This window comes from Nonomuraea spiralis (assembly GCF_014648435.1).
GTDB classification, from domain to species: Bacteria; Actinomycetota; Actinomycetes; order Streptosporangiales; family Streptosporangiaceae; genus Nonomuraea; species Nonomuraea spiralis.
This window is the reverse complement of sequence record NZ_BMRC01000011.1, coordinates 62352-89113: the sequence shown is the minus strand read 5'-3', so window position 1 is coordinate 89113 and position 26762 is coordinate 62352. Positions and strand designations below refer to the sequence as shown.

The following is a 26762-nucleotide window of genomic DNA, read 5'->3' as shown; positions in this document are numbered from 1 at the left end:
CCCTCGTTCCAACTCCTTGACCAGGCTAAACGAGGCGCCTCGCTCAGTCCGTCTGCGTGACCTTGTTGAGTCCGCGCGGCGAGTCGGGGTTGATGCCGAGGCGCCTGGCCAGCGCCTCGGTGAGGAGCTGACCGGGGATGATCAGACCCATCGGCGCCACCCACTCGGGCAGTTCGGGACCGTTGAGCGCGGCCGTGCCGGCCTGTGCCAGCGCGTCGCCGCCGCCGATCGTGTACGCCGCCGCGCCCGCCGCCACGACCCGCTCGGCCAGGGCCACCGTGCCGGACAGCGTGGGGCTGTTCTCCGAGGCCACCAGCAGCGCCGGGGTCTCGGCGTCGACCACGGCGATCGGGCCGTGCAGCAGGTCGGCGTAGGACAGGCCCATGGCGTGCAGGTAGCAGGCCTCCTTGAGCTTGAGCGCGGTCTCCAGAGCCGTGGAGAAGGCGAGCCCGCGGCCCGACACGACCACGCCCGGCTTGTCCAGCAGCCCTTCGACGACCGCGTCCAGGTCGCCCGGCTCGGCGATCAGCTTCTCGACCGCCTCGGGCACCCGCCGCAGGTCCCCGGCGTCCACGTCGGCGCCCAGGCCCAGCGCGAGCACGGCCAGCGCGGCGAGCTGCGTGGTGTACGTCTTCGTCGCCGGTACGGCCTTCTCCTCGCCGGCCAGCGTGCACAGCGCGACGTCGGCGGCCTGGGCGAGCGGGCTGTCCTCGCCGCCGTTGGTGATGCCGACCGTCTTCGCGCCGCAGTCCTTGGCCCAGGCCAGCGTCTCGACGATCTCCTCGGTACGGCCCGACTGCGAGATCGCGACGGCCAGCACGCCGTCCAGGTCGATCTTGCGCTTGTAGGTCGTCGCGATGGACGGCGCCGCCAGCGCGCCCATCCGTCCCGCGTGGGACTCGACCAGGTAGCGGCCGTAGACTGCGGCGTTGTCGGAGGTTCCACGCGCGATGAACAGCAGCTGGCGAGTCTGCTCACCCACCGCCTTCACCTCGCCGACCCTGGGGAGCAGGGCGTCGAGCGTGGCCCGCAGCGCTTCCGGCTGCTCGGCGATCTCACTGCGCATCTTGGTGGTCATCCTGAGCTCATCCCTCGATTCATACGGTTCGGACTTGACCGTCTTTCGCGACATGTGGTCTAGTCCGGACTAGACCAGTACGAACCATAGCCCATGGCCATCAAACAAGAAATCTGCCCATAGACTGCCGCACCACCAGACACAGATTTCTTCTTTGCCGATCGAGGGGAGGATCCGTGGCGCACATCGATCCGGATAGCCCGGTGCCCAAGTACTTCCAGCTTCGCGAGATCCTGCTGGACCTCATTGACAGCAACGAGCTCAGCATCGGCGCGGCGATCCCGTCCGAGCGTGAGCTGTGCCAGCGGTTCGGCCTGTCCAGGATGACCGTACGGCAGGCCGTGGACCACCTGGTCTCCGAGGGCCGCCTGCACCGCGTACCGGGCAAGGGCACGTTCGTGGCCCGGCCCAAGATCGAGCTGGCGCTGCAGCTCACCTCGTTCACCGACGACATGAGGGCGCGCGGGATGATCCCGGGCTCGCGCGACCTCGATCGCCGCATCGTACGGGCCAGCGCCCACCTGGCCAAGGAGGTGGGGATCCAGCCGGGCGAGGAAGTGCACTTCATCGAGCGCCTGCGTACGGCCGACGGCGAGCCGCTGTCCATCGAACGGGCACACATCCCGGTCAAGCTCGCCCCCGACCTTGCCGATTACGACTTGTCGGATAAATCGCTGTACGAGCTACTGGAGAGCCGTTACGGGCTGGTCATGGACGCCGGCGAGCTCACCATCGACGGCGGCATCGCCGACCCGAGCGACGCCGACCTGCTGAAGCTGCCACGCGGCGGCGCCGTGCTGCTGCTCCAGCGCAGGTCCTTCTCCGGCGGCGTCTGCGCGGAGCTCGGCGTGTCCACCTACCGCGCTGACCGGTATCAGCTGCGGACCATCCTCGAAATGCCCGTTAGACGGGGCTAGGGTCGCTCCGCCGGGCCCGGACGGCTGCGTCCGAGGGCATGTCCGGCGGACGCCCGACTCCCACCCCCCGGAGGAACGACCGGTGAACGAGACCACCGCCGCCCGCCCTTCGCCGTTCGCACGCGTGATGAACGTGCTCCAGCGGCTGGGCCGCTCGCTGATGTTGCCCATCGCGGCCCTGCCCGCGGCCGCGCTGCTCTTCCGGTTCGGCCAGCCCGACATGCTGGGCTCCAACGGCCCCGCCCCCGGCGGTCTGGCCGACGTGCCCGGGTTCACGTGGATGGGCCAGGTCGCCGAGGTGCTGGCCGCGGCCGGGGACGCGCTGTTCCAGAACCTGCCGCTGCTGTTCGCGGTGGGCGTGGCCATCGGCTTCGCCCGCAAGGCCGACGGCAGCACGGCGCTCGCGGCCGTCGTCGGTTACCTGGTGTTCGACCGGGTGACCAAGGTGATGTTCTTCGGCTCGGACATCCGGGACACCGTGGCCATGCGCCAGGTCCAGGACCAGGGCATCAAAGAGGTCATCAACTACGGCATGCAGAACCCCACCAAGGTGCTCGGCGGCATCGTGATGGGCCTGGTCACCGCCCTGCTGTGGCAGCGTTTCCACCGCATCAAGCTGCCGTCGTGGCTGGCGTTCTTCGGCGGGCGCCGGTTCGTGCCGATCATCACCTCCATCGTCGCGCTGCTCCTCGGCGTGCTGTTCGGCTGGCTCTGGCCGGTCCTCGGCGAGTGGATCCGCCATGCCGGCGAGGCCCTGGCCGCCCTCGGTCCCATCGGCACCGGCATCTACGGCCTGATCAACCGCCTGCTCATCCCCCTCGGCCTGCACCACTTCGTGAACTCGGTCGTCTGGTACGTCGTGCCGCAGTGCGAGGTGGGCGGCCACGTGCTGGGCGGCGACTGGAACTGCTACTTCGGCGGCGCGCCGCACTCCGGCCAGTTCATGGCCGGCTTCTTCCCCGTCATGATGTTCGCCCTGCCGGCCGCCGCCCTGGCCATGTGGCGGGCCGCGCCCCCGCACCGGCGGGCCACGGTGGGCGGCATCATGCTCTCGGCCGGGCTGGCCTCGTTCGTCACCGGCATCACCGAGCCGATCGAGTTCGCGTTCATCTTCGTCGCGCCCGCGCTGCTGGTCGCGCACGCCGTACTGACCGGCCTGGCGATGGCCCTGACCACGCTCATCGGCGGGCAACTCGGCTTCGGCTTCTCCGCCGGCCTGCTCGACATGCTGCTGAACGTCAGCAAGTCCAACACCCAGAACCTGCCGGGCATCCTGCTGCTCGGCGTGATCTACGGCGTCGTCTACTACGTCGTGTTCACCTTCCTCATCCGCAGGTTCAACATCATGACGCCGGGCCGCGAACCCGAGCCCGACCTCGACTCCGGCGAGACCTAGCGCCCGTTTTCCCAGGTCCACGCCGTGGTAGGAACCTGGCATTCCCCCGCCGACGGATCATCGAGCGGGGGTGGGGACCATGGGCGCGTCGCCCTGGCCGGCGACGTTCGCGGTGTTGCAGCGCATCGGCCGCTCGCTCATGATGCCCATCGCCGTACTGCCCGCCGCGGGTCTGCTCTTCCGCTTCGGCCAGGACGACCTGCTCGGCGCGGACGGCCTCGGCGGCCTGTTCCCCTGGCTGCTGCCCGTCGCCGGCGTCCTGGCCGCGGCCGGCGGCGCCCTGTTCGACAACCTGCCGCTCCTGTTCGCGATCGGCGTGGCCATCGGGTTCGCGCGCAAGGCCGACGGCTCCACGGCCCTCGCCGCCCTGGTCGGCTACCTGGTGTTCGACCGCGTCAGCCGTACGCTCTTCTTCGACGCCGGGCACGGCGCCGTCTACGACAAGGTCGTCATCGCCACCCCCGGTGGTCCCGTGCTCAACCTGGGCGCCCAGAACCCCACGGGCGTGCTCGGCGGCATCGTCATCGGCATCACCGCGGCACTGCTCTGGCAGCGCTTCTACCGGCTCAAGCCGCCCCCGTGGCTGGCCTTCTTCGGCGGACGCCGCTCGGTCCCGATCATCACCGCGGTCGCCGCGCTGCTCCTCGGCGTCGTCTTCGGGCTGGCCTGGCGGCCGGTCGGCGACTGGTTGTCCACCGTGGGCGACTGGCTGTCCGCCCACGGCACCGCGGGCACCGGCATCTACGGCGTGGCCAACCGCCTGCTGATCCCCGTGGGCCTGCACCACTTCCTCAACACCATCGTCTGGTTCACCCTGCCGGAGTGCCACGCGGGCGTGGACGGCGCCACCCGGAACGCCGCCGGCGACCTCAACTGCTACTTCGCCGGCGAGCAGGGAGCCGGGATCTTCATGACCGGCTTCTTCCCCGTCATGATGTTCGGCCTGCTCGGGGCGGCCATCGCCATGTGGCGAGCGGCCCCGCCGGAACGCCGCGAGTCCGTGGGCGGCATCATGTTGTCGGCGGGGCTGACGGCTTTCATCACCGGGATAACCGAGCCGCTGGAATTCGCCTTCATTTTCGTGGCGCCCGTGCTTTTCGTGGTGCACGCCGTACTGACGGGTGTGTCGATGGCCCTGATGGCGGAATTGGGCGCCCGACTCGGGTTCACCTTCTCCGGCGGAGCCATAGACATGCTGCTGAACGCCAGCAAATCCAACACTCATGAACTCGGCCTGATCATCGGCTTCGGCCTGTTCTATTTCGTGCTCTATTACGTGATCTTCGCGTACCTGATCCGCCGCCTCGACATCCCCACCCCCGGCCGCGAACCCCTCGACTCCCCACTCCCCTGACCGCCCCGAAGGGCCCGCCCGGGGCTCCAGGTCCTCACCGGTCGCCGAGACCGGAGAGCCCCGAGCCCGCCGTCGGCCCTGTAACGCCGGAGCCCCCGCCTCCTGCCTTCGCAGGGGACGGGGGCCCGTTCGGATCTCGCCTCAGCGTGTCAGACGGCGTTCTTCGGGTCGCCGTGGCAGCGCTTGTACTTCTTGCCCGACCCGCACGGGCAGGGCGCGTTGCGCTCGACGTTGCCGTACGCGGCCCGCTCGGCCGACGTCGTAGGCACCCGCGTGTGCTCGACGTCGCCCTGCTCGCCAGGCGCGGAGTATTCGAGCTCAGCCGGCCGCTGCGGCCCGCGCAGGGCGGTGGAGATGATCGACCGGGTCTCGGTGACCGCCGCGTCCTCCTCCTCGACGATCGGGTTCTCCTGAACCTCGACCTCAAGGTTGAACAGGAAGCCGACCGAGTCCTCCTTGATGCCCTCAAGCATCGCGGCGAACATCTCGAAGCCCTCGCGCTGGTACTCGATCTGCGGGTCCTTCTGCGCGTAGGCCCGCATGCCGATGCCCTCGCGCAGGTAGTCCATCTCGTAGAGGTGCTCGCGCCACTTGCGGTCGAGCACCGACAGGATGACCTGGCGCTCGAAGTTGCGCGTGGCCTCCGCCCCGAGCTGCTCCTCGCGCCTGGCGTACGCCTCCAGCGCGTCGGCCTTGATCTTCTCGGAGATGATCTCGGCCGTCAGCTCCTCGCGGCTGCCGACCTCCTCGACCAGGTCGTCGATCCGGACCGAGACCGGGTAGAGCTCGCCGAACGCCTTCCACAGCTTGTCGAGGTCCCACTCCTCGGCGAAGCCGTCGGAGGTGGCGCCCGCGACGTAACCGTCGATCACGTCGCCGACGAAGCCGCGCACCTGCTCGTGCAGGTCGGCGCCCTCCAGCACACGACGGCGCTCGGAGTAGATCACCTTGCGCTGCCGGTTCATGACCTCGTCGTACTTCAGAACTTCCTTGCGGATCTCGAAGTTCTGCTGCTCGACCTGGTGCTGGGCGGAGGCGATGGCCTTGGAGACGATGCCCGACTCGATCGGCTGGTCGTCGGGGATGCTCAGCCTGTTCATGATCATCTCGACCCTGGCCGCGTTGAACAGGCGCATGAGGTCGTCGCCGAGCGAGAGGTAGAAGCGCGACTCACCGGGGTCGCCCTGACGGCCGGAACGGCCGCGGAGCTGGTTGTCGATGCGGCGCGACTCGTGGCGCTCGGTGCCCAGCACGTAGAGGCCGCCGAGCTGGGTGACCTCGTCGTGCTCGGTCTTGACGGCCGCCCTGGCCTTCTCCAGCGCCTCGGGGTAGGCCTTCTCGTACTCCTCCGGCGTCTCGACCGGGTCGAGGCCGCGCTGGCGCAGCTCGAGGTCGGCGCGGAACTCGGAGTTGCCGCCGAGCATGATGTCGGTGCCTCGACCGGCCATGTTCGTGGCGACGGTGACGGCGCCCTTGCGGCCCGCCTCGGCGACGATCGCCGCCTCACGCGCGTGGTTCTTCGCGTTGAGCACCTCGTGCACCACACCGCGGCGCTTGAGCGCCTTGGACAGCCGCTCGGACTTCTCCACCGAGGTCGTGCCGACGAGGACCGGCTGCCCGGCCTCGTGGCGCTCCTTGATGTCCTCGACCACCGCGTTGAACTTGGCGTCCTCGGTCTTGTAGACCACGTCGGCCTGGTCCTTGCGGACCATCGGCCGGTTGGTCGGGATCGGGACCACGCCGAGCTTGTACGTCTGGTGGAACTCGTTGGCCTCGGTGACCGCAGTACCGGTCATGCCCGACAGCTTGGCGTAGAGGCGGAAGTAGTTCTGGAGGGTGACCGTGGCGAGAGTCTGGTTCTCGTCCTTGATCTTCACGCCTTCTTTGGCCTCGATGGCCTGGTGCATGCCCTCGTTGTAGCGCCGGCCGTGCAGCACGCGGCCGGTGAACTCGTCGACGATGAGCACCTCACCGTCGGAGACGATGTAGTCCTTGTCCTTCTTGAACAGCTCTTTCGCCTTGAGCGCGTTGTTCAGGAAGCCGACCAGGTGGGTGTGCTCGGGCTTGTAGAGGTTGTCGATGCCGAGCCAGTCCTCGACCTTCTCGACGCCGGCCTCCAGGACGCCGACCGTGCGCTTCTTCTCGTCGACGATGTAGTCGCCGGTGCTCTCCTCGCCAGGGTTCTTCGCCTCGACGCCCTTGCGCAGCCTGGGAACGATCTTGGCGAACTCGCTGTACCACTTGCCCGACTGCTCGCCGGGGCCGGAGATGATCAGCGGCGTGCGGGCCTCGTCGATGAGGATCGAGTCGACCTCGTCGACGATGGCGAAGTGGTGACCGCGCTGGACGCACTCCTCCAGCGACCACGCCATGTTGTCGCGGAGGTAGTCGAAGCCGAACTCGTTGTTGGTGCCGTACGTGATGTCCGCTTCGTACTGCTTGCGCCGCTCGTCCGGTGCCTGGCCGGAGAGGATCATGCCGACTTCCATGCCCAGGAACCGGTAGACGCGGCCCATGTTCTCGGCGCCGACCTTGACCAGGTAGTCGTTGACGGTGATGACGTGGACGCCGTTGCCCGCCAGCGCGTTGAGGTAAGCCGGCAGCGTACAGGTCAGGGTCTTGCCCTCACCCGTCTTCATTTCGGAGATGTTGCCCATGTGCAGGTTGGCCCCGCCCATGATCTGCACGTCGAAGTGCCGCTGGCCGAGCACGCGCCGGGCCGCCTCACGCACGGTCGCGAACGCCTCGGGAAGCAGGTCGTCGAGGCTCTCGCCGTCGGCGTAACGCTGCTTGAACTCGTCGGTCAGCGCACGCAACTCCGCGTCGGACAGGCTCGTGAAGTCGTCCTCGATGGAGTTGACCTGATCGGCGATCCGCTTGAGCTTGCGGAGAGTCTTGCCTTCGCCGGCACGTAGGATCTTGTCGAGAATGGCTGCCACTTTATGTAAAGCTCCTCGCAGGTCTACCCCGGCGGCGCCGCCAGGAGGAGAGGCCGAGACAAACTTCCCCGGTTGCCATCGTAGGCGGTTCCGCAACCAGACACAGCCACCGTGACGACGAGGGCGCCGGACACGTCTGGGAGAATGGGGTCAAGGCAGAGGGTATGCCGGTTGAGCGCCGGTTCGCACCAATAGCGGGATATCCGGCAAAGGAAGGATTTAGTCATGGTTGAGGGGAAGAAGTCCGAGCACGCGGAGAATCTCGGCAACCACGGCGGGCGAGCCTCCTCGTGGCTGGCCGTGACGGTCATGGTGGTGGGCACCATCGTGTCCGGCTTCGGGCTGACGGCCGACAACTGGACTCTCGTCTGGGTCGGCGCCGGTGTGTTCGTCGTCGGCGGCATCCTCGCCCTCGTCTTCGACATCTTCACGGACGTGGTGATCGACGCGCCCCGGGTCGGCATGCACGCCGAAGACCACCGCTGACCGTCCCCACAGACGGCGGGCCCCGGCACCGGGCGCCCGCCGTTCCTGTTCCCACAGCCCTTTCGTACGCCTTCCCACGGCCCTTTCGTACGCCTTCGCGCACCGTCCGTGCGCGCTCCGTGAACCGGGCTCCCGTTCTGGGCATCGAATTCCCCAACCCCGCGACATCGGCGTGTCGGCCCCGGCCCGCCGGCCCTGCCGCAACCTCGGCCGGAGCGATTCTGTCGGTGGGCACCGCTAAATTTCCCCCATGGATAGCCCTACCGTCCCCCACCGCCCCCTGGGGTTCCCCGTATGACGAACGTGACCGACCTGACCGCCGACGAGGCGCGCCGGGTCATTCTGCGTGCCCAGGGCCTCATCGGCGCCGACGCGCGCAAGGGCGGGGTGCGCGGCATGCTGCGCCGGCTCGGCGCCGTACAGCTCGACACGATCTCCGTCCTGGCCCGCTCCCACGAGCTGGTCGCCTACGCCCGCCTCGGCGCGGTCGGCAGGCCCGAGATCGAGCGCTCCTACTGGCACGATCCCTCCCAGAGCTTCGAGTACTGGTGTCACGCGGCCTGCATCCTCCCCATCGAGCACTGGCCGCTCTACTCCTTCCGCCGCCGCGCATTCCGCAACAGGCGCTACCGCTGGCACGAGGTCCCCGACAGCGTCGACAAGCTGCTGCAGCAGGTGCGCGACGCGGGCCCGCTCACGACGTCCGACGTCGGCGGCGCCAAGAACGGCGGCCCGTGGTGGGACTGGTCCGACTCCAAGATCGGGCTGGAGTGGCTGCTGGACATCGGTGAGATCGCCTGCGTGCGCCGGGTCGGCTGGCGGCGCGTCTACGACCTGACCGAGCGCGTGGTCCCGGCCGACCTGCTGGCCGACGACCTGACCGACGAGGAGTGCATCGTCCTGCTGGCCGCCATCGCCGGCCGGTCGCTCGGGGTGGCCAACCGTACCGACCTGCTCGACTTCCTGCGGCTCAGGGGCCAGTTCGCGGCGATGCTCGACGAGGCCCTGCTCAGCGGCGCCGCCGGGCTCGTACCGGTCAAGGTGGCGGGCTGGCCCGCCAAGAAGGGCCACGCCAATGCCTGGGCCGACCCGCAGGCCCTTGAGTCCGAGCCGCGCGGCCGTCACCGCACGACGCTGCTGTCGCCGTTCGACTCCCTGATCTGGCATCGCGGCCGCACCGAGCGCGTCTTCGGCTTCAAGTACCAGCTTGAGCTTTACGTGCCCAAGGAGAAGCGCGTCCACGGTTACTTCACGATGCCCGTGCTATCCGGGGGCCGCCTGATCGGCCGGGTCGACCCGGCCCGCGAGGGCACCACCCTCGTCGCCCGCCAGGTCCACCTGGAGCCGGGCCTGTCCCCCGCCAAGTGGGCCGACGCCCTGCGCGACGCCCTGTGGTCGGCGGCCGAATGGGTGGGCTGCGACGCCGTACGCGTCGAACGCACCGACCCCCCAGAACTGGCCCACCACCTGACCACATCCCCGTAACCACAGCCCCCAGACCCCCGCCCTGGCCGCCAAAGCGCTGAGCAGCACGAAGTCCCTGGCGCTGGGAGAGGCAGTACCCCCGGCTCTGGGGGCAACTGCGCCACCCGCGCTGCGCGAAGCGTCCGCGGTGCCAGGCGGGGAGTGAGGCAGCGGCGCCGACAGCGCCACGCGAAGTGTCTGCGCTACCTGCCCAGCGTTGGGGCGTCGGTGCGCCTGGTGTTGGGGACTTCGGCGGCTCGCTGGCGCTGCCGGAACCTCTGCGCTTCCCGGGCCGAGGGCGGGAGCCGCAAGGGCTGGCAGGTCGTCAGCCGTCCGCCTCACCGCAGACCGCGCCAGGTGACCGTCGCCCGGATGACAAGCCTGGAGGCCAGAGGCCGGCATCCCTTCCTGGAGTTGAGGGGCTCCATGGGCCGGCGGGTCGGTGGGGCGGCGGGGGCGCCGGGTGGTGGCGCCTAACCCCGGGTGGTGGCGCGTGACGCCAGGTGGCGGCACAGGGCGTTGGCCGGGGGCGGGGTGGCGCATGGTGGGGCAGGTGGGCGAAGGCTGGGCGTAGAGGGCCGGGGTGGGTCAGGTGATTTCCAGCATGCGTTCCCGGACTGCGTACACCACTGCTTCCATGCGCGAATGCAGTTGCAGTTTGTCGAGGATGTTGCGGACGTGGTTCTTGACCGTGTTCTCGGAGATGAAGAGCTGCTTGGCGATCTCACGGTTGTTCATGCCCTTGGCGACCAGGCGCAGGACCTCCATCTCGCGGTCGGTCAGCCGGGGCACCGGGAGCTGCGGCGGGCGTTCGGCCTCCTTGCGGCTCATGTTCGCGAACTCGCTGATGAGCTTGGCGGCCATCGCCGGGTTGATTAACGACTGCCCCTCGTGCACGCCGCGCACCGCGGCCGGGACGTCGTTGATCTGCACGTCCTTCAGCAGGTAGCCGGTGGCGCCGGCCTTGATGGCCTCGAAGAGATCCTCTTCCTCGTCGCTCACCGTCAGCATGATGATGCGGGTGCTCGGGACGGAGACCTTGATGGCCTTGGTGGCCTCGATCCCGTCCTGCCTGGGCATGCGTACGTCCATCAGAGCGACGTCGGGCATGAGGCGATCGGCCAGTTCGACCGCCTCCTGCCCGTCGCTCGCCTCACCGACCACCTCGATGTCGGGCTCCGCGGCCAGCGTCAACGCCAGGCTGCGCCTGATCAGCTCGTGATCGTCAACGATCAGCACGCGGATCGGCTCGCTCTCTGCCGTACGGACCTCGCCGGACTCGGTCACGAGCCCTCCTCGGTCCGCCTTGCGCCTGCCTTGCTCACGGGAAACCTGCTCATCGGACGGCCGCTCCACTGTCACGCCCGGTCGGGGCCGCAGCGGCTGTCCGCGTGGCGGTTCGCCCGTCAGTACCCTCGCTTCGCTCGCTCATCTGCACCTGACTGAGCTCGCTCACGTGTCCTCCTCGTCGGGGGGCCAGAGCCGTCGGACCGCCATGATGGCACGTATACGGTGGTCCTCGGGTGGTCGAGAAGATCTTTTAGGGCGCGATCAGGGCTCTACGAGCCGCAACACGCCGTAGTTGTACCCGCGCCGGCTGTAGACGACGCTCGGCAGGCCGCTCTCTTTGTCACGGAACAGGTAGAAGTCGTGGCCGACCAGTTCCATTTCCAGCATGGCCTGGTCGATGGTCATCGGCTCCGCTTTGTGGAACTTCTCCCGTACGACGAGGGGGCCCTCGCCGTCCATCTCGATCGGGACGATGTCGTCGTCCAGCTTCTCGTCCTCCACCGGCAGGTCCTCGTAGGACTCGGCCGGCTCCGGGACGGATTTCTTCTCCCGGGACGGCCGGCCGGCGACGTCAGCGAGCGTCGCGGTGATCTCCGCCACCGAGGGCGGGACGTGATTGCCGTGATGGACCTTGCGCCGGTCGGCCAGCCGCCGCAGACGGCCTTCCAGCTTGTCGAGGGCGATGTCGAGGGCTACGAATCGGTCGTCGGCCGAGGCTTCGGCGCGGATGGCCGGGCCTCGCGAGTGAATGGTGAGCTCGACGCGCTCGCGCTGATCGGCGAGGCGAGGGTTGCGTTCCTTCGACACCTCCACATCGACTCGGATGAGTTTGTTGTCCAGACGTTCGATCCTGGCCAGCTTGGTCGTCACTTGGTCTCGGAACCGGTCACTCACTCCTGTGTGCCGACCCTTGACGATGATGTCCATGCAACAGCCCCCCTTCGCTAACGACTGAGCAAGAGCGCCCGACTTTGTACGTGCCGAGCGGGGTCTTCTGTCTGCCTCTCTGTCACCGTTACCCTCTTCCGCCACGACGTCACCGGGATCTCGGGTGGCACCCGCCCGGCCGACCTGGTCTTCGACCCCACATTCGCCTGCTGAGGGTTTCGCAGCTCTGTTGCCACTACTGCCCTTCTCTTCTGACGAGGGACATCTGGACCCTCGGGAAGGCAGGACTTACCCCTAAGCCGCACCGTGATCGGTCGACAAAGAGTCGCCTTACGTGGACCGTTTAGCCTGCGGCTGGCATCGGCTAGCAGAGCCGGGGACACCGGCCCTGCGCAACCACGGACCCGAACGGGTGCCATGTCAGAACGCTATCCGCATCCTGCGCGAATGTCAGCCGGGGGATCGACCAAAGGATCACGTACCGTGATCTTTTCGAGGTTTCGGACGTCTGGAGGATGTCGTAACGACCTGTCGGCAACCCCTGCGGCCAAGCGCCTTCCGCCAACCTGAGCTGCTCTGCTTCTTCTTCCCCCGAAGAGACATCGAGCCCTCATGACGGACACGAGAATTGGATCTTTCTTTACCCAGAGTGATGACAAGCGTTTCAAGATCTTCGGCGTGTCGCGGCGACGGTCACCGCCAGCGGCACCCGTACGCCGGCAGCGCGGAGTGCACGGGCGGCTTCGGCGAGCGAGGCGCCGGTCGTGACGATGTCGTCCAGAAGCAGCACAGACGGCGCTGGAGGGCTTTTCGCGCCCCTCGGGACACAGAGGGACCCGGCGAGGTTCGCGACGCGCTGCGTGGAGCTCAGGCCCGCCTGGTCGGACACGCGCCGCGCCTGGCGCAGCGCCGCCCACGGCTCGGCGGGTAAGCCTGCGGCGGCGAGATGGCGGGTGACGAGCCCGGCCAGGCGGGCCATGGGATCGTGGCCCCTGCCCCGCGAGGCCCTCCTCGCGCTCGGCACCGGCACGACGGCGAACGGCCCGCGCGCCCACCCGCCGCCCGTCCCCGCCAGGGCGGTGAGCACGGTGAACGCCAGGACCTGCGCCAGCACGTCCGCCAGCGCCACCGCGCCGCGCTCCTTGTAGGCCAGGATCGCCCTGCGCGCCGCGCCCTCGTACGGCGTGGCCGACCAGCAGTCGGGCAGGCCGGGCGGGCTCGGCCTCGGCAGCCGCCGCGCCGGGGCGGCGGCCATCTCGGCCGCGCACCCGGCGCAGCACCGCGCGCCGGCACGCCCGCAGCCCACGCAGGACTGCGGCAGAAAGACATCGAGCACGGCCCCCAACACGCCGCCCAGCATGCCCGCCCCCACCGACAATTCCGCGGCCCGTGGGCGACGTCCCGAAGCGGGGTCCGGGGCGACGTCCCGACGCGGGCGGGATCTCCCAAGAAGCCCGCACCCTCCGCAACGGCCGACGCGAGCCGAGGGCCAGGAGGGCGGCCGGGGCCAAGAGGGGAGGGGTCAGCCCAGGGGGAAGAAGGGGTTTTTGGCGTTGGGTTCGATTTTGCTGGTCCAGCCCTGCCGGTCCGGGTTCAGCTCGATGATCTTGGGCCCCTTGTCGGTGTTGGCCTCCGCCAGCACGCGCCCGTTCAGCGCCGCCACCCGCTCCAGCCGGTCCTTCAGCGGGATCCCGATCGTCTCGCCGTCGCCGATGTCGATCTCGTTGAGTATCCGCCCCGCCGTGCTCTGGATGAGCACCAGCAGGTGCTCGTCGTCCTCCCAGGCGATGTCCTCGATCTTGTACTCGACCTCCGTCGAGGTCAGCGTGTGGAGGTTGCCGAGCATGGGCCCGTTGAGCCCCTCGCTGAGTGCGCCGAGTTGCACGGTGTTCTTGCCGGTGCGCAGGGCCACCCGCACGCCGTCCCGGGCGATCTTGAACGCGGTGACGTCGAGGCCGTCGAGACCGGGCGCGGAGACGCGCTCGGGGCCCTGGCCGCCGTTGGGGTCGAACCGCAGCACCACCTTGTTGTGCTGGTCGAACGTCCACAGCGAGCCGTCGCGGCGCCAGGTGGGGGCGGTGAGGTCGGCGCCCTCGATGACCTGCTGCCAGCGCCCCTCGGGGGTGAGACTCGCGATCGAGATGCCGGTGGACGTCTTGGCCGCGACGATCGCGCCGGCCTGCTGCGAGGACAGCGCGAACGCCTTGAAGTCGGAGTTCGTCTCCCCCGCCGGCCCGGACACGGCGACGCCCGCGTCCTCGTTGCTCATGACGTGCACGGAGCCCTTGCTGGTGTAGTACGGCGTGTTGCCGCCGTTTTCCAGCCAGTGGGTCTCGGGGTTGGGCGGCTCGGTCCAGTACTGCTCGCCCTCGATCTGCACCTCGATGGTACGGCTGTTGGCGACCTTGTTGTTGGTCAGGCTGTACCTGAGCTGCGCCACCAGGGCGGCCTTCTCACCGAGGTCGAGCGGCAGCAGCGGACCCGAGAAGTTGATCACGACGCGGTCCTCGCCGGTGCCGACCGACTCGACCTCGGTGCCCTCCGGGAACACGGTGCCCACGGCGCCGCGCAACGCGCTGCTCGGCCCCTTGAGCAGCCGCTTGACGATGGTCTGCGCGAAGCTCTCGGTCGGCTTGAGCCGCAGGCACACCCGGTCGACGACCAGCCGCTCGCGGGCGTTGTTGAGGTAGTAGAGGTTGGTCAGCCGATACGCCCGCGCCACGTCGGACTTGGTGAGCACCAGCCCGTCCGGCAGGTCGTCCACCCGGTAGACGCCCCGGGCGTCCTTCTTCAGCACGAACAGCCGCTCCGGCGCGTTGCCCGAAAGCGGCACGTACGCGTCGTCCGGGTCGATGCGGGCTACCTGCTTGCCCTTCAGCCCGTACGTCTCCTCGGCGTCGCCCTCCCCCGGGTACTCCACCTGGAACGCGTCCTCGATCACCGTCACCGGCCCGGACGCCTTCCACTTGGCCTGGGCCTTGGGCGTCAGGTACCCGGCCAGCACGGCCGGGTCGTCGGGGTAGGCCGCCATGGCCGCCTGGAGCCCCCTGATGAGCAGCTGGGGGTCCCAGTCGTCGCGCGGCGGGATGGCGATCATGCGCTGGAACGGCTTGTTCAGCGGGTCGCCGCCCCCGGTGTCGCTCACCGTGTACGGCCCGCTCACCGGGATCACCGTGCAGCCCGAGCCCGCGCAGGCCACGGCCGCGGCCAGGGCGACCGCGGCCCCGACCCGTCTAGTCCTCGTCATGGCCGCCTCCGTCCCCCGAGGCCGGGAGCAGCACCGGCGTCATGTGGCTGCGCCAGGTGCGCCGCATCTCGATCTCGGGCGGCACCAGCGACAGCGGCGAGCCCTTGAGGTCGGCCCCGGCCAGCCGGGGCAGCGTGAGGCGGAACTGCGAGCCCTCGCCCGGCTGCCCCCACGCCTGGAGCCAGCCGCCGTGCAGCACGGCGTCCTCGCGGGAGATGGCCAGGCCGAGCCCGGTGCCGCCGATGGTCCTGGCCCTGGACGGGTCGGCCCGCCAGAACCGGTCGAACACCATCGTCTCCTCGCCCGGCTTGAGCCCGATCCCGTGGTCGCGTACGGCGACCGCCACGGCGTCGCGGTCGGCCCCCACGGTCACCACGATCTCCCGGCCCTCGCCGTGCTCGATGGCGTTGAACAGCAGGTTGCGCAGGATACGCTCGACGCGGCGGTTGTCGACCTCGACCATGCACGGCTCGTGCGGCAGGCGGATGTCGAAGCGGGTGGCATGGCGCTCGGCCAGCGCCTCGGAGTCGGCGATGGCCCGGTGGACGACGTCGCGCATGTCCACGGAGTCGACGTCGAGCGTGGCGGCCCCGGCGTCGTAGCGGCTGATCTCCAGCAGGTCGGCCAGCATCGACTCGAACCGTTCGAGCTGGGCCTGCATCAGCTCGGCCGAGCGGGCGGCCATGGGGTCGAAGTCCTCGCGGGCGTCGTAGAGCAGGTCGGCGGCCATGCGGACGGTGGTCAGCGGCGTGCGCAGCTCGTGGGAGACGTCGGAGACGAACTGGCGCTGGACCTGCGACAGCTCCTCAAGCTGGTGGATCTTGAGCGCCAGGTTGGCGGCCATCTCGTTGAACGAGTTCGCCAGGCGGGCGAGGTCGTCCTCGCCGCGTACCTTGAGGCGTTCGTCCAGCTTGCCGGCGGCCAGGCGCTCGGCGGCCTGGCGGGCCAGCCGTACGGGCGTGACGACCTGGCGGGCGACCAGGTAGGCGATGGCGGCCAGCAGCAGGACGAGCCCGAGCCCCACCACGACGATGGCGAGCCGGACGTTGGACAGCAGCTCCTCTTCCTCGCTGAACGGGAAGAAGTGGTAGACCTGGTAGTCCTGGCCGGTCAGGGGCTCGTGCACGACCCCGCCGACCACGTACGTCAGCGTGGCCTGGCTCTGGCCGTCGAACCTGACCGAGTCGATCTGCGCCTCGGTCTTGCCGTACTCGGCCCGGTTCATGTACCTCTGCAGGCGTTGCCGCAGCGAGGCGGGCACGTCGGCCTGCACGACCCGGCCCGAGGCCCGCGACATGCCGGGCGTGGCCTCGTTGAGTATGAGGACGTCGTAACGCTTCTTGGAGCCGTCCTCGCCCGACCCGGTGACGGTGTTCATGACCTCGTCGAGCGGGTTGACCTTCTGGTCGCCGTCGGGGGCCTTGCCCTGGTCGTCGGCGGGCGGGATCAGCGCGTCGGCGATCTGCAGCCGGTCGGCGTACGCCTCGTTGAGCGAGGACTGCTGACTGCTCTCGACCACGGACCTGTTGATCTCGTCGGACAGGAACGTGCCGAGCACGACCACGACGGTCACGGAGATCACCAGGGTGCTGGTGACCACCTGGAGCTGGAGCGAGCGCCGCCACACGCTGCGCACCCGGCCCGCCGCACGCCGCACCCGCCGGCGGGCGCCGCCGAGAATCTGGCGGATCGTCCGTCGGCGGGGCTTCTTCTTGGTCGGGGGCATGCCGGGGCGGGGCGAAGGCTAGGCGGGGCCGGCTTTGTAGCCCACGCCGCGGACCGTCACCACGATCTCGGGGTGTTCGGGGTCCTTCTCGATCTTGGCGCGGAGTCGCTGCACGTGCACGTTGACCAGCCGGGTGTCGGCCGCGTGCCGGTAGCCCCAGACCTGCTCCAGCAGGACCTCGCGGGTGAACACCTGACGCGGCTTGCGGGCCAGGGCGACGAGCAGGTCGAACTCGAGCGGCGTGAGGTTGATGGTCTCCTCGCCGCGCTTGACCGAGTGGCCCGCCACGTCGATGGTGATGTCGCCGATCTGCAGGATCTCGGGCGTCGGCTCATCGGTACGGCGCAGCCGCGCCCGCACCCGCGCCACGAGCTCCTTCGGCTTGAACGGCTTGACGATGTAGTCGTCGGCCCCGGACTCCAGCCCGAGCACGACGTCGATCGTGTCGCTCTTGGCGGTGAGCATCACGATCGGAACCCCCGACTCCGCCCTGATCCTGCGCGCGACGTCGATGCCGTCCGCACCCGGCAGCATCAGGTCGAGCAGCACCAGGTCCGGGCGTGTATCCCGGAACGCGTCGAGGGCCTTGTCGCCGTCGGAGACGAAGGACGGCTCGAAGCCTTCTCCGCGCAACACGATGCCGAGCATCTCGGCGAGAGCGGCGTCGTCGTCGACGACCAGCACGCGACCTTTCATGGCCCCTCATTCGTTCTACGCATTGTGGGACATACCCGCACGATCGCTGAAGGTTACCCTTGGTCGGCCCATGTGTGGGACATGAGCCCTACGAAAGGCGAATTTTAGGTTCCCCCCGCAACCACAATCTCAGTCTGCGGTAACAGAGCGACTTTCGGCCATCCCCGGACGCCAACCTTGCCCCGTTTCGCCGATAAATGCGGGCAAGATGAGTCGGGGAATCGCCTCGGTGACACCAGCCACCCGCCCAGCGTGCCAGGATTGGGATATGTCAGACGGTCACGGACGCACGCCCGAGACGCCCCCAGGCTGGTCTGCCGAACAGCCCCCGCCCTACAGCGCCCCGCAGGCTTCCCCGTGGACCGCGCCGGGCTCGCCCCCGCAGGCGCCGTACGGCCAACCGTACGAGCCGCAGGGCGAAGCCCCCCAGCCGCCGCCCTACGGCCCGCCGGGGCCTCAGCAACCCTACCCCCAGTCCGGCTACCCTCAGCCCGGCCCGGGGCACCCGCCACCCGGCTATCAGCCGCCCGGCTACGGCTACATGCCGCCGCCCGCGCTGCGGCCCGGCATCATCCCGCTGCGCCCGCTGGGGCTCGGCGACATCCTCGACGGCACGATCAAGCTGATCAGGTCCAACCCCAAGGCCGTGCTGGGCCTGTCGGCCGTCGCCGCCCTGCTCAGCGCGGTGCCGCTGGCCGTGGGACAGGCGATCCTGTTCGGGTCGATGGGCAACATGCTGGAGGACCCGGAGAGCGCCTCCGCGAGCCTCAACAGCTTCTACGGCCTCATCGCCCAGTACGGCGGCATGTTCGTCTCGTACGTGATCCAGTTCGTCGTGGTCACGGTGCTGACCGGCGTGCTGACCCGCATCCTCGGCCGGGCCGTCTTCGGCGGCAACATCACCGCGGCCGAGGCCTGGCACCTCAGCAAGGGCCGGCTCCCGGCGCTGTTCGGGGTCGTCGGGCTGATGGCCGTCATGATGATCGTGCCCTTGGCCGTCCTCGTGCTGGTCGTGGCCGCGCTCGCGATGAGCGTCAACTCCGCCGACGGCGCCGGTCTGATCCTCGGCGTGGTGGTCCTGTTCCTCCTGGCGTTCGTCCCGTACTACCTGTTCATCACCACGCGGTTCGCGTTCGCCGCGCCCGCCGTGGTGCTGGAGGGACGGGGGCCGATCGACGCGATGCGGCGGTCCTGGCACCTGGTGACCGGTGACTTCTGGCGGGTGCTCGGCATCCTGCTGCTGACGTCGCTGCTGGTCGGCGTGGTGTCGGGGGTGTTGTCGGTGCCGTTCTCGTTCGGCGGGACGCTGATCGGCATGCTCGGCGGCGGCTCGCCGGGCTCGGCGGTGGTCGCGGCCGTGTTCATCGCCGTCGGCGGCACGCTGAGCGCGATGTTCTCCTACCCCTTCCAGGCGGGCGTCTCCGGCCTGCTCTACGCCGACCGGCGCATGCGCGGGGAGGCGTTCGACCTCGTGCTCCAGACGGCGGCGATCGAGCAGCAGCGCCAGGGATGGGTGCACGCCTCCGCCGACGAGCTCTGGCACCCGTCCAACTCAGCCAGGTCGTGAGCCAGGTCGTGAACCCGGTCGACCGGGAGGAGGCGGCCCGCAGAGCGGCCGAGGAGCTCCTCAAGCCCGGATACGAGAAGGAATCCCTGTTCGACCAGCTCTATCGGCGTTTCAACCAGTTCGTCGGCGATCTGACGGACGCGGTCACCGGCGGCGGCTCGACCGGCGGCGTCATCGCGGCCGTCGTGATCACGCTGATCATCCTCGGCGTGATCGCGCTGGTCGCCTGGCGGCTGCGCGGAGCCGCGCGCAGGAACGCCATGGCCGCCGGCGGCCTCTACGGCGAGCGCGTCCTCGACGCCGCCGAGCACCGCCGGGCCGCCGAACGCCTGGCCGCCGAGGGCGACTGGTCGGAGGCCATCCGCGAACGGCTCCGGGCCATCGCCCGCGACCTGGAGGAACGCGCGCTGGTCGACGGCATGCCCGGCCGCACGGCCGACGAACTGGCCGCCGAGGCGGGCGCGGCGCTGCCCGGCTTCGCCGCCGAGCTGGCCGCCGCCGCCCGTTCGTTCGACGACGTCAGCTACGGGGGCGTGCCCGGCACTCAGGCCGCGTACCAGGCCATGAGCGGGCTGGACGACCGGCTGCGCCAGGCGCGGCCGGTCCCGCTGGCCATGGCAGGGGGGCCGTCATGAGCGTGATCGCACCGGCGCCGCAGGCCACCGGCGGCGGCTCGGCCCCGGCCTCCCCCACCGCCCGCTCCACCTGGCGGGCCAGCCGCGTGATCGTCCTGCTCGGCCTGGTCATCGTGCTGCTGGCCGTGGCCGGGGTGCTGCTCAGCCCGCAGCGCGGGCCCTCGCGCTACCTCGACCCCGCCGACACCTCGCTCGCCGGCTCGAAGGCGCTCGCGGAGTTGCTGCGCGCCCGGGGCGTCCAGGTCGACCGGGTCGACTCGGTCGAGGCGGCCGCCGGCAAGGCCGCCTCCGGCGACCGGCTGCTGCTGATCACCGACATGACGTACGCCGACGAGCACCGGCTCGCCCAGGTCCCCGGCGACCGGCTGATCGTCGGCGACCTCCCCGGGCTCAACGTACTGGCCCCCGAGGCGCGCACCCGGCGTGAGCCGTCGCGCGTACGGTCCCGCGACCCGCTGTGCGGGCTGCCCGCGGCGACGCGGGCCGGCAGCGCGTACGTCGGCGGCCTGGTCCTGAACGGCCCGCAGGGCGCGGCCGCCTGCTACCCGGCAGGCGAGGGGTACTCGCTGGTCAGCTACCGCACGGCCGCCGGCGCCACCACCACGGTCGTCGGCGACGGCGAGTTCATGACCAACCTGCGCCTGCCCGAGGACGGCAACGCGGCGCTCGCCCTCAACCTGATCGGCACCGGCAGGCCCGTCACCTGGCTGGTACGCCCGGAGACCCCGCCCCCGCTCGACCTCCCCGGCTCCGAGGGCAAGTCGATGTACGACCTGATGCCCGACAGCGTCCCCTGGGCGATCCTGATGGCCTGCCTCACCGTGGCGCTCGTCGCGTTCTGGCGTGGCCGCCGCCTGGGGCCGGTCGTGATCGAGAAGCTGCCCGTCGTCGTACGGGCGGCCGAGACGGTCGAGGGCCGGGGCAGGCTCTACCGCGCCAGGCGGGCCAGGCAGCGGGCCGCGGACTCGCTGCGCGCCGGCACGATCGACCGGCTCACGCCCCGGCTGGGCCTGGCCCAGGGCGCCGGGCCGCACGAGCTGGTCGCGGCCCTCGCCGCGCGGATCGCCGACGACCCTCAGGGGATCGGGGCCGCGCTCTACGGCCCGCCGCCGGCCGACGACGCCGGGCTCGTCGCGCTGGCCGGATACTTGGACTCCATCGAAAGGCAGGTCAGTGAACTCTGAGGAGACTTTCCGCGTGGCCCCGTCGGGCGAGGCGGCCAGGGAGGCGCTCGGCGCGCTGCGCGCCGAGGTGTCCAAGGCCGTGGTCGGCCAGGACGCCGTGGTGACGGGGCTCGTCATCGCTCTGCTGTGCCGGGGGCACGTGCTGCTCGAAGGCGTGCCGGGCGTGGCCAAGACGCTGATGGTCCGCACGCTCTCCGCGGCGTTGTCGCTCGACTTCAAGCGTGTGCAGTTCACGCCCGACCTGATGCCGGGCGACGTGACCGGCTCGCTGATCTACGACGCGAAGACGGCCGAGTTCGAGTTCAGGGAGGGGCCCGTCTTCACGAACCTGCTGCTCGCCGACGAGATCAACCGCACCCCGCCCAAGACGCAGGCGGCGCTGCTTGAGGCCATGGAGGAGCGGCAGGTGAGCGTGGAGGGCGTGGCCCGCCCGCTGCCCGACCCGTTCGTGGTGTGCGCGACCCAGAACCCGGTCGAGTACGAAGGCACCTACCAGCTCCCCGAGGCCCAGCTCGACCGGTTCCTGCTCAAGCTGACCGTGCCGCTGCCGCCGCGCGACCAGGAGATCTCGGTGCTCGAACGGCACGCGCGCGGCTTCGACCCGCGCGACCTGTCCGACGTCAAGCCCGTGGCCACGGCCGAGGATCTGGCGGCCGGCCGCGAGGCGGTCTCCCAGGTGCACGTGGCCCCCGAGGTGCTCGGCTACATCGTCGACGTGGCCCGCGCGACCAGGAGCTCGGCCTCGCTCCAGCTCGGCGTCTCGCCGCGTGGCGCGACGGCGCTGCTGGCGGCCTCCAGGGCGTGGGCGTGGTTGTCCGGGCGGCCCTACGTGACGCCCGACGACGTCAAGGCGCTGGCCAGGCCCGCGCTGCGGCACCGCGTCCAGCTCCGGCCCGAGGCCGAGCTGGAGGGCGCGACCTCCGACGGCCTGCTCGACGGCATCCTGGCCTCGGTCCCGGTCCCGCGCTGATGGCCCGCTCCGACGGACACGACAGGCACGTGGCGGTGCGCCGATGGCTCTGACCGGACGCGCCGGGCTGCTCGCCGCGGCCGGGATCGTGGTGGTGCTCCTCGCGCCCCAGCCCGGCGCCGCGCTGGCGGGGGTCTGCCTGCTGCTGGCCGCCGCGATCATCGTGGACCTGGTGTTCGCGGGCGCCGTACGGCCCCTGCGGCTCCACCGTTCGGGCGACACGCTCGTACGCCTGGGGCAGACGGCCACGGTGGAGCTGATCGTGGAGAACCCGGGCCGCCGGCGGGTGCGCGGCCGGATCAGGGACGCCTGGCCGCCGTCGGCCGGGGCCGTTCCCCGGGTCGCCGCGCTCGACGTGCCGGCCGGTGAGCGGCGCAGGATCGTGGTCACGCTCAACCCGACCAGGCGCGGCGACCGGTCGTCGGTGGCGGTGACCGTGCGCTCGGTCGGTCCGCTCGGACTGGCCGCCCGCCAGGGAAGCCACCGTTCGCCCTGGTCCGTACGCGTCCTGCCGCCGTTCCTGTCCCGCAAGCACCTGCCCTCCAGGCTGGCCCGGCTGCGCGAGCTCGACGGCCGGCACCCGGCCCTGGTACGCGGCCAGGGCACCGAGTTCGACTCCCTGCGCGAGTACGTGGTGGGCGACGACGTACGGTCCATCGACTGGCGGGCCACGGCGCGCCGCAACGACGTCGTGGTGCGTACGTGGCGGCCCGAGCGCGACCGGCGCGTGCTGATCGTGCTCGACACCGGCCGCACGTCGGCGGGCCGGGTGGGCGACGCGCCGGTCCCCCTGGCCGGGGCCGCCGCCCAGGGCCCGGGCCTGCTGGTACGTCCCGACCCGCGCCCGGCGCCCGGCTGGCCGCGCCTCGACTGGTCGATGGACGCGGCGCTGCTGCTGGCCGCGCTCGCCGGCCGGGCCGGGGACCAGGTCGACTTCCTCGCCTACGACCGCGCGGTGCGCGCGTGGGTGAGCGGCGCGTCCCGTACCGAGCTGCTGTCGTCGCTGGTCAACGTGATGGCGCCGATCGAGGCCGAGCTGGTCGAGGCCGACGGGCAGGGCATGGTGGCCGCCGTGCTGTCCCGCGCCAAGCGGCGCTGCCTGGTCGTGCTGCTCACCGACCTCAACGCGGCGGCGCTGGACGAGGGCCTGATGCCGGTGCTGACCCAGCTCTCCTCGCGGCACCTGGTGCTGGTCGCGGGCGTGTCCGACCCGCGGGTGGCGGCCATGGCGGCCAGGCGCGGCACCACCGAGGAGGTCTACGACGCGGCCGCGGCCGAGCAGGCCCAGCTCGCGCGCAGGCGGATCACGGCCCGGCTGCGCCGGCACGGCGTCGAGGTCGTGGACGCGCCGCCCGAGGACATCGCCCCGGCGCTGGCGGACGCCTACCTGGCGCTGAAGGCCGCGGGCCGGCTCTAGGCCGTGGGGGCGACGTCGGGCGCGCGTTCGACGTCGCCGGTCTCGTTCTCACGCAGGGCCCGGCGGCCGAAGACGATCACGTACGCCAGGAAGGCCGCCTCGGCGAGCACCCCGATGCCCACCCGCACGGCCGTCGGCAACCCGGACGGCGTCACGAACGCCTCGAGCAGGCCTGACACGAACAGCACCACGACCAGCCCGAGCGCCACGCTCATGACCGCCCTGCCCTGCTCGGCCAGCGCCTCCAGCCGCCTGCGCGGCCCAGGGTCGATCACCGTCCAGCCCAGGCGCATGCCGACGGCCGCCGCCAGGAAGACGCCGGTCAGCTCCAGCAGGCCGTGCGGCGTGATCAGGCCGAAGAAGATGTCGAGCTTGTCCCTGGAGGCCATCAGCCCGGCCGATACGCCGACGTTCTCGGCGTTGCTGTAAAGGACGAACGGGATCGGGATGCCGAGCAGAATGGCGTAGATGATGACCTGCGCGGACACCCAGGCGTTGTTGGTCCACACGCGACCGGCGAAGGAGGCGGCGGGATTCTCGGAGTAGTAGTCGGCGAAGTCGTGGTTGACGAGCTGGCTGATCTCGTCGGGCGAGGCGATCGACGCCTGTACGTCGGGACTGCCCGCCACCCACGCCCCCAGCACCCACGCGACCGCGACGCTCGCCAGCGCCGTGGCCAGCCACCACCACCGCGCCCGGTAGGCCACGACGGGGAAGGTGACGGTGAAGAACCTGGTCAGTTCCCGCCAGGCGGGCGTGTGCGCGCCGGTCACGGCCGACCTGGCCCTGGCCACCAGGGCCGACAGCCGTCCGACCAGCATCGCGTCGCGGGACGAGGAGCGCACGATGGACAGATGCGTGGACACCCGCTGATAGAGGTCGACCAGTTCGTCCACTTCCGCGCCGGTCAGCTTGGAGCGGTTCTTGACCAGGTGGTCGAGCCGGTCCCAGACGGGGCGGTGTGCTGTGACGAACGCATCGATGTCCACCCGACCATTGTGGCCGCTCGATCAGTGCGGCATTGCCGTTAGGCTCCACATATGTCAGAGGTTGTGACCGGGGACGCCGTCGTCGTCGAGGTGCGGGTGGCCCAGATGCCCTCGCGCGCGGTGGCGATCGTCATCGACATGGCGGTGCAGGTCATCGTACTGATCGGCGCGTACATGCTCTTGGGCGCGTTCGCGGTCGTCACGGACGACGCCATGTTCGGCGCGGTCATGATCGTGCTGCTGGTGCTGGTGATGATCGGCTATCCCGTGCTCTTCGAGACCCTCACCAGGGGGCGCAGCCTCGGCAAGCTGGCGCTCGGGCTGCGGGTGGTGGCCGACGACGGCAGCCCCGAACGGTTCAGGCAGGCGCTGTTCCGCGGGCTGGCCGGGCTGGTGGAGTTCTGGATGTTCTCCGGGGCGCCCGCGCTGATCTCCTCGCTGGTCTCGCAGCAGGGCAAGCGGCTCGGCGACATCTTCGCGGGGACCATCGTGATCTCCGACCGGGCGCCGCGCGAGAGCGGGCAGGTCATCCTGATGCCGCCGCCGCTGGCGAACTGGGCCGCCACGCTGGAGCTGTCCCAGCTTCCCGACGAGGTGGCGCAGGCCGCCCGGCAGTACCTGATGCGCTGGCACGACCTCGCGCCGCAGGTCCAGCACGAGATGGGGATGCGCATCGCGGCGCAGACGGCGGCCTTCGTGTCGCCGACCGCGCCCTCGGGGGTGCCGCCGCACGCCTATCTCAGCGCGGTGCTGGCCGAGCGCCGCCGCCGGGAGGAGGCCCGGTTCGCGCAACGCGCCGCCGCCGCCCTCGGAACCACCCCGGCACGTCCCACGCCGTACGCGCAGCCGCCGTATTCGCAGCAACCGTCCTTTCCGCAGCAACCGCCGTACGTCCCGCAGCCGTCGTACGCGCAGCAGCCGTCGTACGCTCCGCAGCAGGCGCCTTATCCGCCGCCGCAACAGCAGCGGGGGCCCGCGCCGGAGCCGCCGAGGGCGACTCCGGGCGGGTTCGCGCCGCCGCAGTGAGTCGGCGGCGTTCGATCAGTTGCCGCCGGGGACGCCGCGCCCGTGCTCGGGGTACGAGCCCTGGGTCTGCGCGTTCAGCAGGCCCATCTTGACGCTGTTGGCCTGGTTCGTCCGCGGGTCGTTGAGCTTCAGCACGTCCAGGCCCAGGTTGAAGTCGGAGCCGTAGATGTAGCCGTTGTAGTAGTACGCCGACCAGAAGCCGCCGTCGAGCGGCGGGGCGGTCTCGTCCGGCCCGCGCTCGAAGAAGGCGATCTCCTTCGGGTTTACGGAGTCGGTGAAGTCCACCACCGAGATGCCGCCCTGGTACCACGCCTGGACCATGACGTCACGGCCCTTGACCGGGATCAGCGAGCCGTTGTGGGCGACGCAGTTCTCGGTGTCGGCCTGGTGCCTGGCGATCTTGAAGTAGCCCTTGAACGCCAGCTGCCCGCCGGCGATGTCGTAGTAGGCGTTGGCGCCCTTGTTCGGCCCGATGGCCGCGTTGCAGGTGGCCCTGCTGCCGCCGCCCAGCTCGTCGGTGAAGACGACCTTCGTGCCCTCGTTGTTGAACGTGGCCGAGTGCCAGAACGCGAAGTTCACGTCATCGCGTACCTGCGCGGTGACCTTGGGCTGCTCGGGGTTGGAGATGTCGAGCAGGATGCCCTCGCCCATGCAGGCTCCGGCGGCGATGCCCTTCTCGGGGTAGGCGGTGATGTCGTGGCAGCCGGTCGTGGCCGACTTTCCGTTCGGGTACGGCAGCGGCAGGCCGGGGTTGCCGCCGTCGGGGAACAGGTTCGGCGTCGCGATGACGGCCGCCGAGGTCGGGTCGGCCAGCGGCACCTTGATGATCGAGATCAGGTCGTGTGGCGGCCGGCAGTCGGGGTAGTTGGCGTTGGGGCCGTAGGAGGAGACGTAGATGTAGACGTTCTTGCCGGCCTTGTCGGGCACGAGCGTGTTCGTGTGCGAGCCGCAGTTCGTCTCGACCGACTTGATGTACTTCGGGTTGGACTTGTCGCTCACGTCGAAGATGCGCATGCCCTCCCAGGACTCCTTGACGGAGGCGCTCTGGCCGGTGCTGCTGCACGAGTCGTTGTTGCGCGAGGAGTCGACGGACCCGAACAGCAGGTTGCCGTAGACGGACATGTCCATCTGGCCGCCCGGGCACACGACCGAGCTTACGAGGGAGGTCTTCTTCGGGTTCTTGATGTCGTAGACCGAGAAGCCGTAGTAGTTGCCGACGAAGGCGTAGTCGCCCTGGAAGGCCATGTCCGTGTGGATGTCGGACAGCGCTTCGGGCTTGGGCACGTTCGTCACGTGCGTGATGTTGGGGCTCATGACGATCTCGCCGGGAGCAGGGATGTCCGCAGCCTGGGCGGGCACCGTGGCGCCCGCCGCCGCCACAAGGGCGGTGATCAGGATGAGGGCTCTACGGGGGGTGAACACTCCGTGGTCCTCCTATAAAGGGAGCATAAATCTCCGCCATCGTCGCTCACGGCCCCCGAACTGGCCAGCGT

General features: G+C 70.2%; 20 protein-coding genes and 2 pseudogenes. 11 read left to right on the top strand and 11 right to left on the bottom strand.

Going from position 1 to position 26762, the window contains the following annotated elements:
- Positions 1-43: 43 nt before the first annotated feature.
- The gene (locus tag IEZ27_RS26860; protein ID WP_189649783.1) at positions 44-1078 is read right to left on the bottom strand and encodes an SIS domain-containing protein; all 1035 of its coding nucleotides are present in this window, start codon (positions 1076-1078) and stop codon (positions 44-46) included.
- A 176-nt stretch (positions 1079-1254) separates the two neighbouring features.
- Here IEZ27_RS26860 and IEZ27_RS26855 point away from each other — a divergent pair, with 176 nt between their 5' ends.
- From IEZ27_RS26855 to IEZ27_RS26845, 3 genes are all read left to right on the top strand, one after another.
- On the top strand, positions 1255-1995 hold the full coding sequence (locus IEZ27_RS26855) for a GntR family transcriptional regulator (RefSeq protein ID WP_125632342.1): 741 nt from the start codon (positions 1255-1257) through the stop codon (positions 1993-1995).
- 82 nt (positions 1996-2077) lie between these two features.
- Positions 2078-3391, top strand: coding sequence for a PTS transporter subunit EIIC (locus IEZ27_RS26850; RefSeq protein ID WP_229824367.1), 1314 nt, complete (start codon positions 2078-2080; stop codon positions 3389-3391).
- A gap of 79 nt (positions 3392-3470) precedes the next feature.
- Complete coding sequence (locus tag IEZ27_RS26845) at positions 3471-4745, top strand: PTS transporter subunit EIIC (RefSeq protein WP_189649782.1); 1275 nt, start codon at positions 3471-3473, stop codon at positions 4743-4745.
- Between the two features lie 149 nt (positions 4746-4894).
- Here the strand turns inward: IEZ27_RS26845 and IEZ27_RS55610 are convergent.
- Together IEZ27_RS55610 and secA are read right to left on the bottom strand one after the other, a co-directional pair.
- A pseudogene (locus tag IEZ27_RS55610) lies at positions 4895-5065 on the bottom strand (SEC-C metal-binding domain-containing protein); the annotation flags it as partial.
- A 102-nt stretch (positions 5066-5167) separates the two neighbouring features.
- Positions 5168-7684: pseudogene (secA, locus tag IEZ27_RS26840) on the bottom strand (preprotein translocase subunit SecA); the annotation flags it as partial.
- 225 nt (positions 7685-7909) lie between these two features.
- On the opposite strand from secA, the gene IEZ27_RS26835 reads away from it, so the two are divergent.
- Positions 7910-8170 carry an HGxxPAAW family protein gene (locus IEZ27_RS26835; RefSeq protein WP_125632350.1) on the top strand — a complete coding sequence of 87 codons (261 nt, stop codon included), beginning with the start codon at positions 7910-7912 and terminating at the stop codon, positions 8168-8170.
- A gap of 294 nt (positions 8171-8464) precedes the next feature.
- Positions 8465-9655, top strand: a complete 1191-nt coding sequence (locus tag IEZ27_RS26830) for a winged helix-turn-helix domain-containing protein (protein ID WP_125632352.1) — start codon at positions 8465-8467, stop codon at positions 9653-9655.
- 567 nt (positions 9656-10222) lie between these two features.
- On the opposite strand, the gene IEZ27_RS26825 is transcribed toward IEZ27_RS26830, so the two are convergent.
- The 6 genes from IEZ27_RS26825 to mtrA form a co-directional block, all read right to left on the bottom strand.
- Positions 10223-10921 carry a response regulator gene (locus IEZ27_RS26825; RefSeq protein ID WP_125632354.1) on the bottom strand — a complete coding sequence of 233 codons (699 nt, stop codon included), beginning with the start codon at positions 10919-10921 and terminating at the stop codon, positions 10223-10225.
- A gap of 264 nt (positions 10922-11185) precedes the next feature.
- On the bottom strand, positions 11186-11851 hold the full coding sequence (hpf, locus tag IEZ27_RS26820) for a ribosome hibernation-promoting factor, HPF/YfiA family (RefSeq protein ID WP_189649780.1): 666 nt from the start codon (positions 11849-11851) through the stop codon (positions 11186-11188).
- A gap of 625 nt (positions 11852-12476) precedes the next feature.
- Entirely contained in the window at positions 12477-13148 is a 672-nt protein-coding gene (locus IEZ27_RS26815; RefSeq protein ID WP_229824366.1) for a ComF family protein, read from the bottom strand.
- Positions 13149-13334: 186 nt separating this feature from the next.
- Positions 13335-15059, bottom strand: coding sequence for an LpqB family beta-propeller domain-containing protein (locus IEZ27_RS26810; protein ID WP_189649779.1), 1725 nt, complete (start codon positions 15057-15059; stop codon positions 13335-13337).
- Positions 15046-16785, bottom strand: coding sequence for an MtrAB system histidine kinase MtrB (gene mtrB, locus IEZ27_RS26805; protein ID WP_189649778.1), 1740 nt, complete (start codon positions 16783-16785; stop codon positions 15046-15048). Before mtrB ends, IEZ27_RS26810 begins: the two co-directional genes overlap by 14 nt.
- Positions 16786-16803: 18 nt before the next feature.
- Positions 16804-17481, bottom strand: a complete 678-nt coding sequence (mtrA, locus tag IEZ27_RS26800) for an MtrAB system response regulator MtrA (protein WP_043620615.1) — start codon at positions 17479-17481, stop codon at positions 16804-16806.
- 268 nt (positions 17482-17749) lie between these two features.
- Here mtrA and IEZ27_RS26795 point away from each other — a divergent pair, with 268 nt between their 5' ends.
- From IEZ27_RS26795 to IEZ27_RS26775, 5 genes are read left to right on the top strand one after another with little or no spacing between them, the layout of a single operon-like run.
- Positions 17750-19048, top strand: coding sequence for a glycerophosphoryl diester phosphodiesterase membrane domain-containing protein (locus IEZ27_RS26795; RefSeq protein WP_189649777.1), 1299 nt, complete (start codon positions 17750-17752; stop codon positions 19046-19048).
- Positions 19045-19683 carry a DUF4129 domain-containing protein gene (locus tag IEZ27_RS26790; protein ID WP_229824365.1) on the top strand — a complete coding sequence of 213 codons (639 nt, stop codon included), beginning with the start codon at positions 19045-19047 and terminating at the stop codon, positions 19681-19683. Before IEZ27_RS26795 ends, IEZ27_RS26790 begins: the two co-directional genes overlap by 4 nt.
- Positions 19680-20867 carry a DUF4350 domain-containing protein gene (locus tag IEZ27_RS26785; RefSeq protein WP_189649776.1) on the top strand — a complete coding sequence of 396 codons (1188 nt, stop codon included), beginning with the start codon at positions 19680-19682 and terminating at the stop codon, positions 20865-20867. The genes IEZ27_RS26790 and IEZ27_RS26785 overlap by 4 nt, the downstream gene beginning before the upstream one ends.
- Positions 20868-20880: 13 nt before the next feature.
- Positions 20881-21837 (top strand): AAA family ATPase, encoded by a 957-nt coding sequence (locus tag IEZ27_RS26780; RefSeq protein ID WP_229824364.1) that lies wholly within the window; start codon positions 20881-20883, stop codon positions 21835-21837.
- A gap of 43 nt (positions 21838-21880) precedes the next feature.
- The gene (locus IEZ27_RS26775; protein ID WP_189649774.1) at positions 21881-23254 is read left to right on the top strand and encodes a DUF58 domain-containing protein; all 1374 of its coding nucleotides are present in this window, start codon (positions 21881-21883) and stop codon (positions 23252-23254) included.
- Here IEZ27_RS26775 and IEZ27_RS26770 read toward each other — a convergent pair.
- Positions 23251-24243, bottom strand: a complete 993-nt coding sequence (locus tag IEZ27_RS26770) for a stage II sporulation protein M (RefSeq protein ID WP_125632368.1) — start codon at positions 24241-24243, stop codon at positions 23251-23253. The two genes, IEZ27_RS26775 and IEZ27_RS26770, sit on opposite strands and share 4 nt — an antisense overlap.
- Before the next feature lie 51 nt (positions 24244-24294).
- Here IEZ27_RS26770 and IEZ27_RS26765 point away from each other — a divergent pair, with 51 nt between their 5' ends.
- Positions 24295-25269, top strand: a complete 975-nt coding sequence (locus IEZ27_RS26765) for an RDD family protein (protein ID WP_189649773.1) — start codon at positions 24295-24297, stop codon at positions 25267-25269.
- A 15-nt stretch (positions 25270-25284) separates the two neighbouring features.
- Here the strand turns inward: IEZ27_RS26765 and IEZ27_RS26760 are convergent, their stop codons facing one another.
- On the bottom strand, positions 25285-26691 hold the full coding sequence (locus IEZ27_RS26760) for an LVIVD repeat-containing protein (protein WP_189649772.1): 1407 nt from the start codon (positions 26689-26691) through the stop codon (positions 25285-25287).
- Positions 26692-26762: the final 71 nt, after the last annotated feature.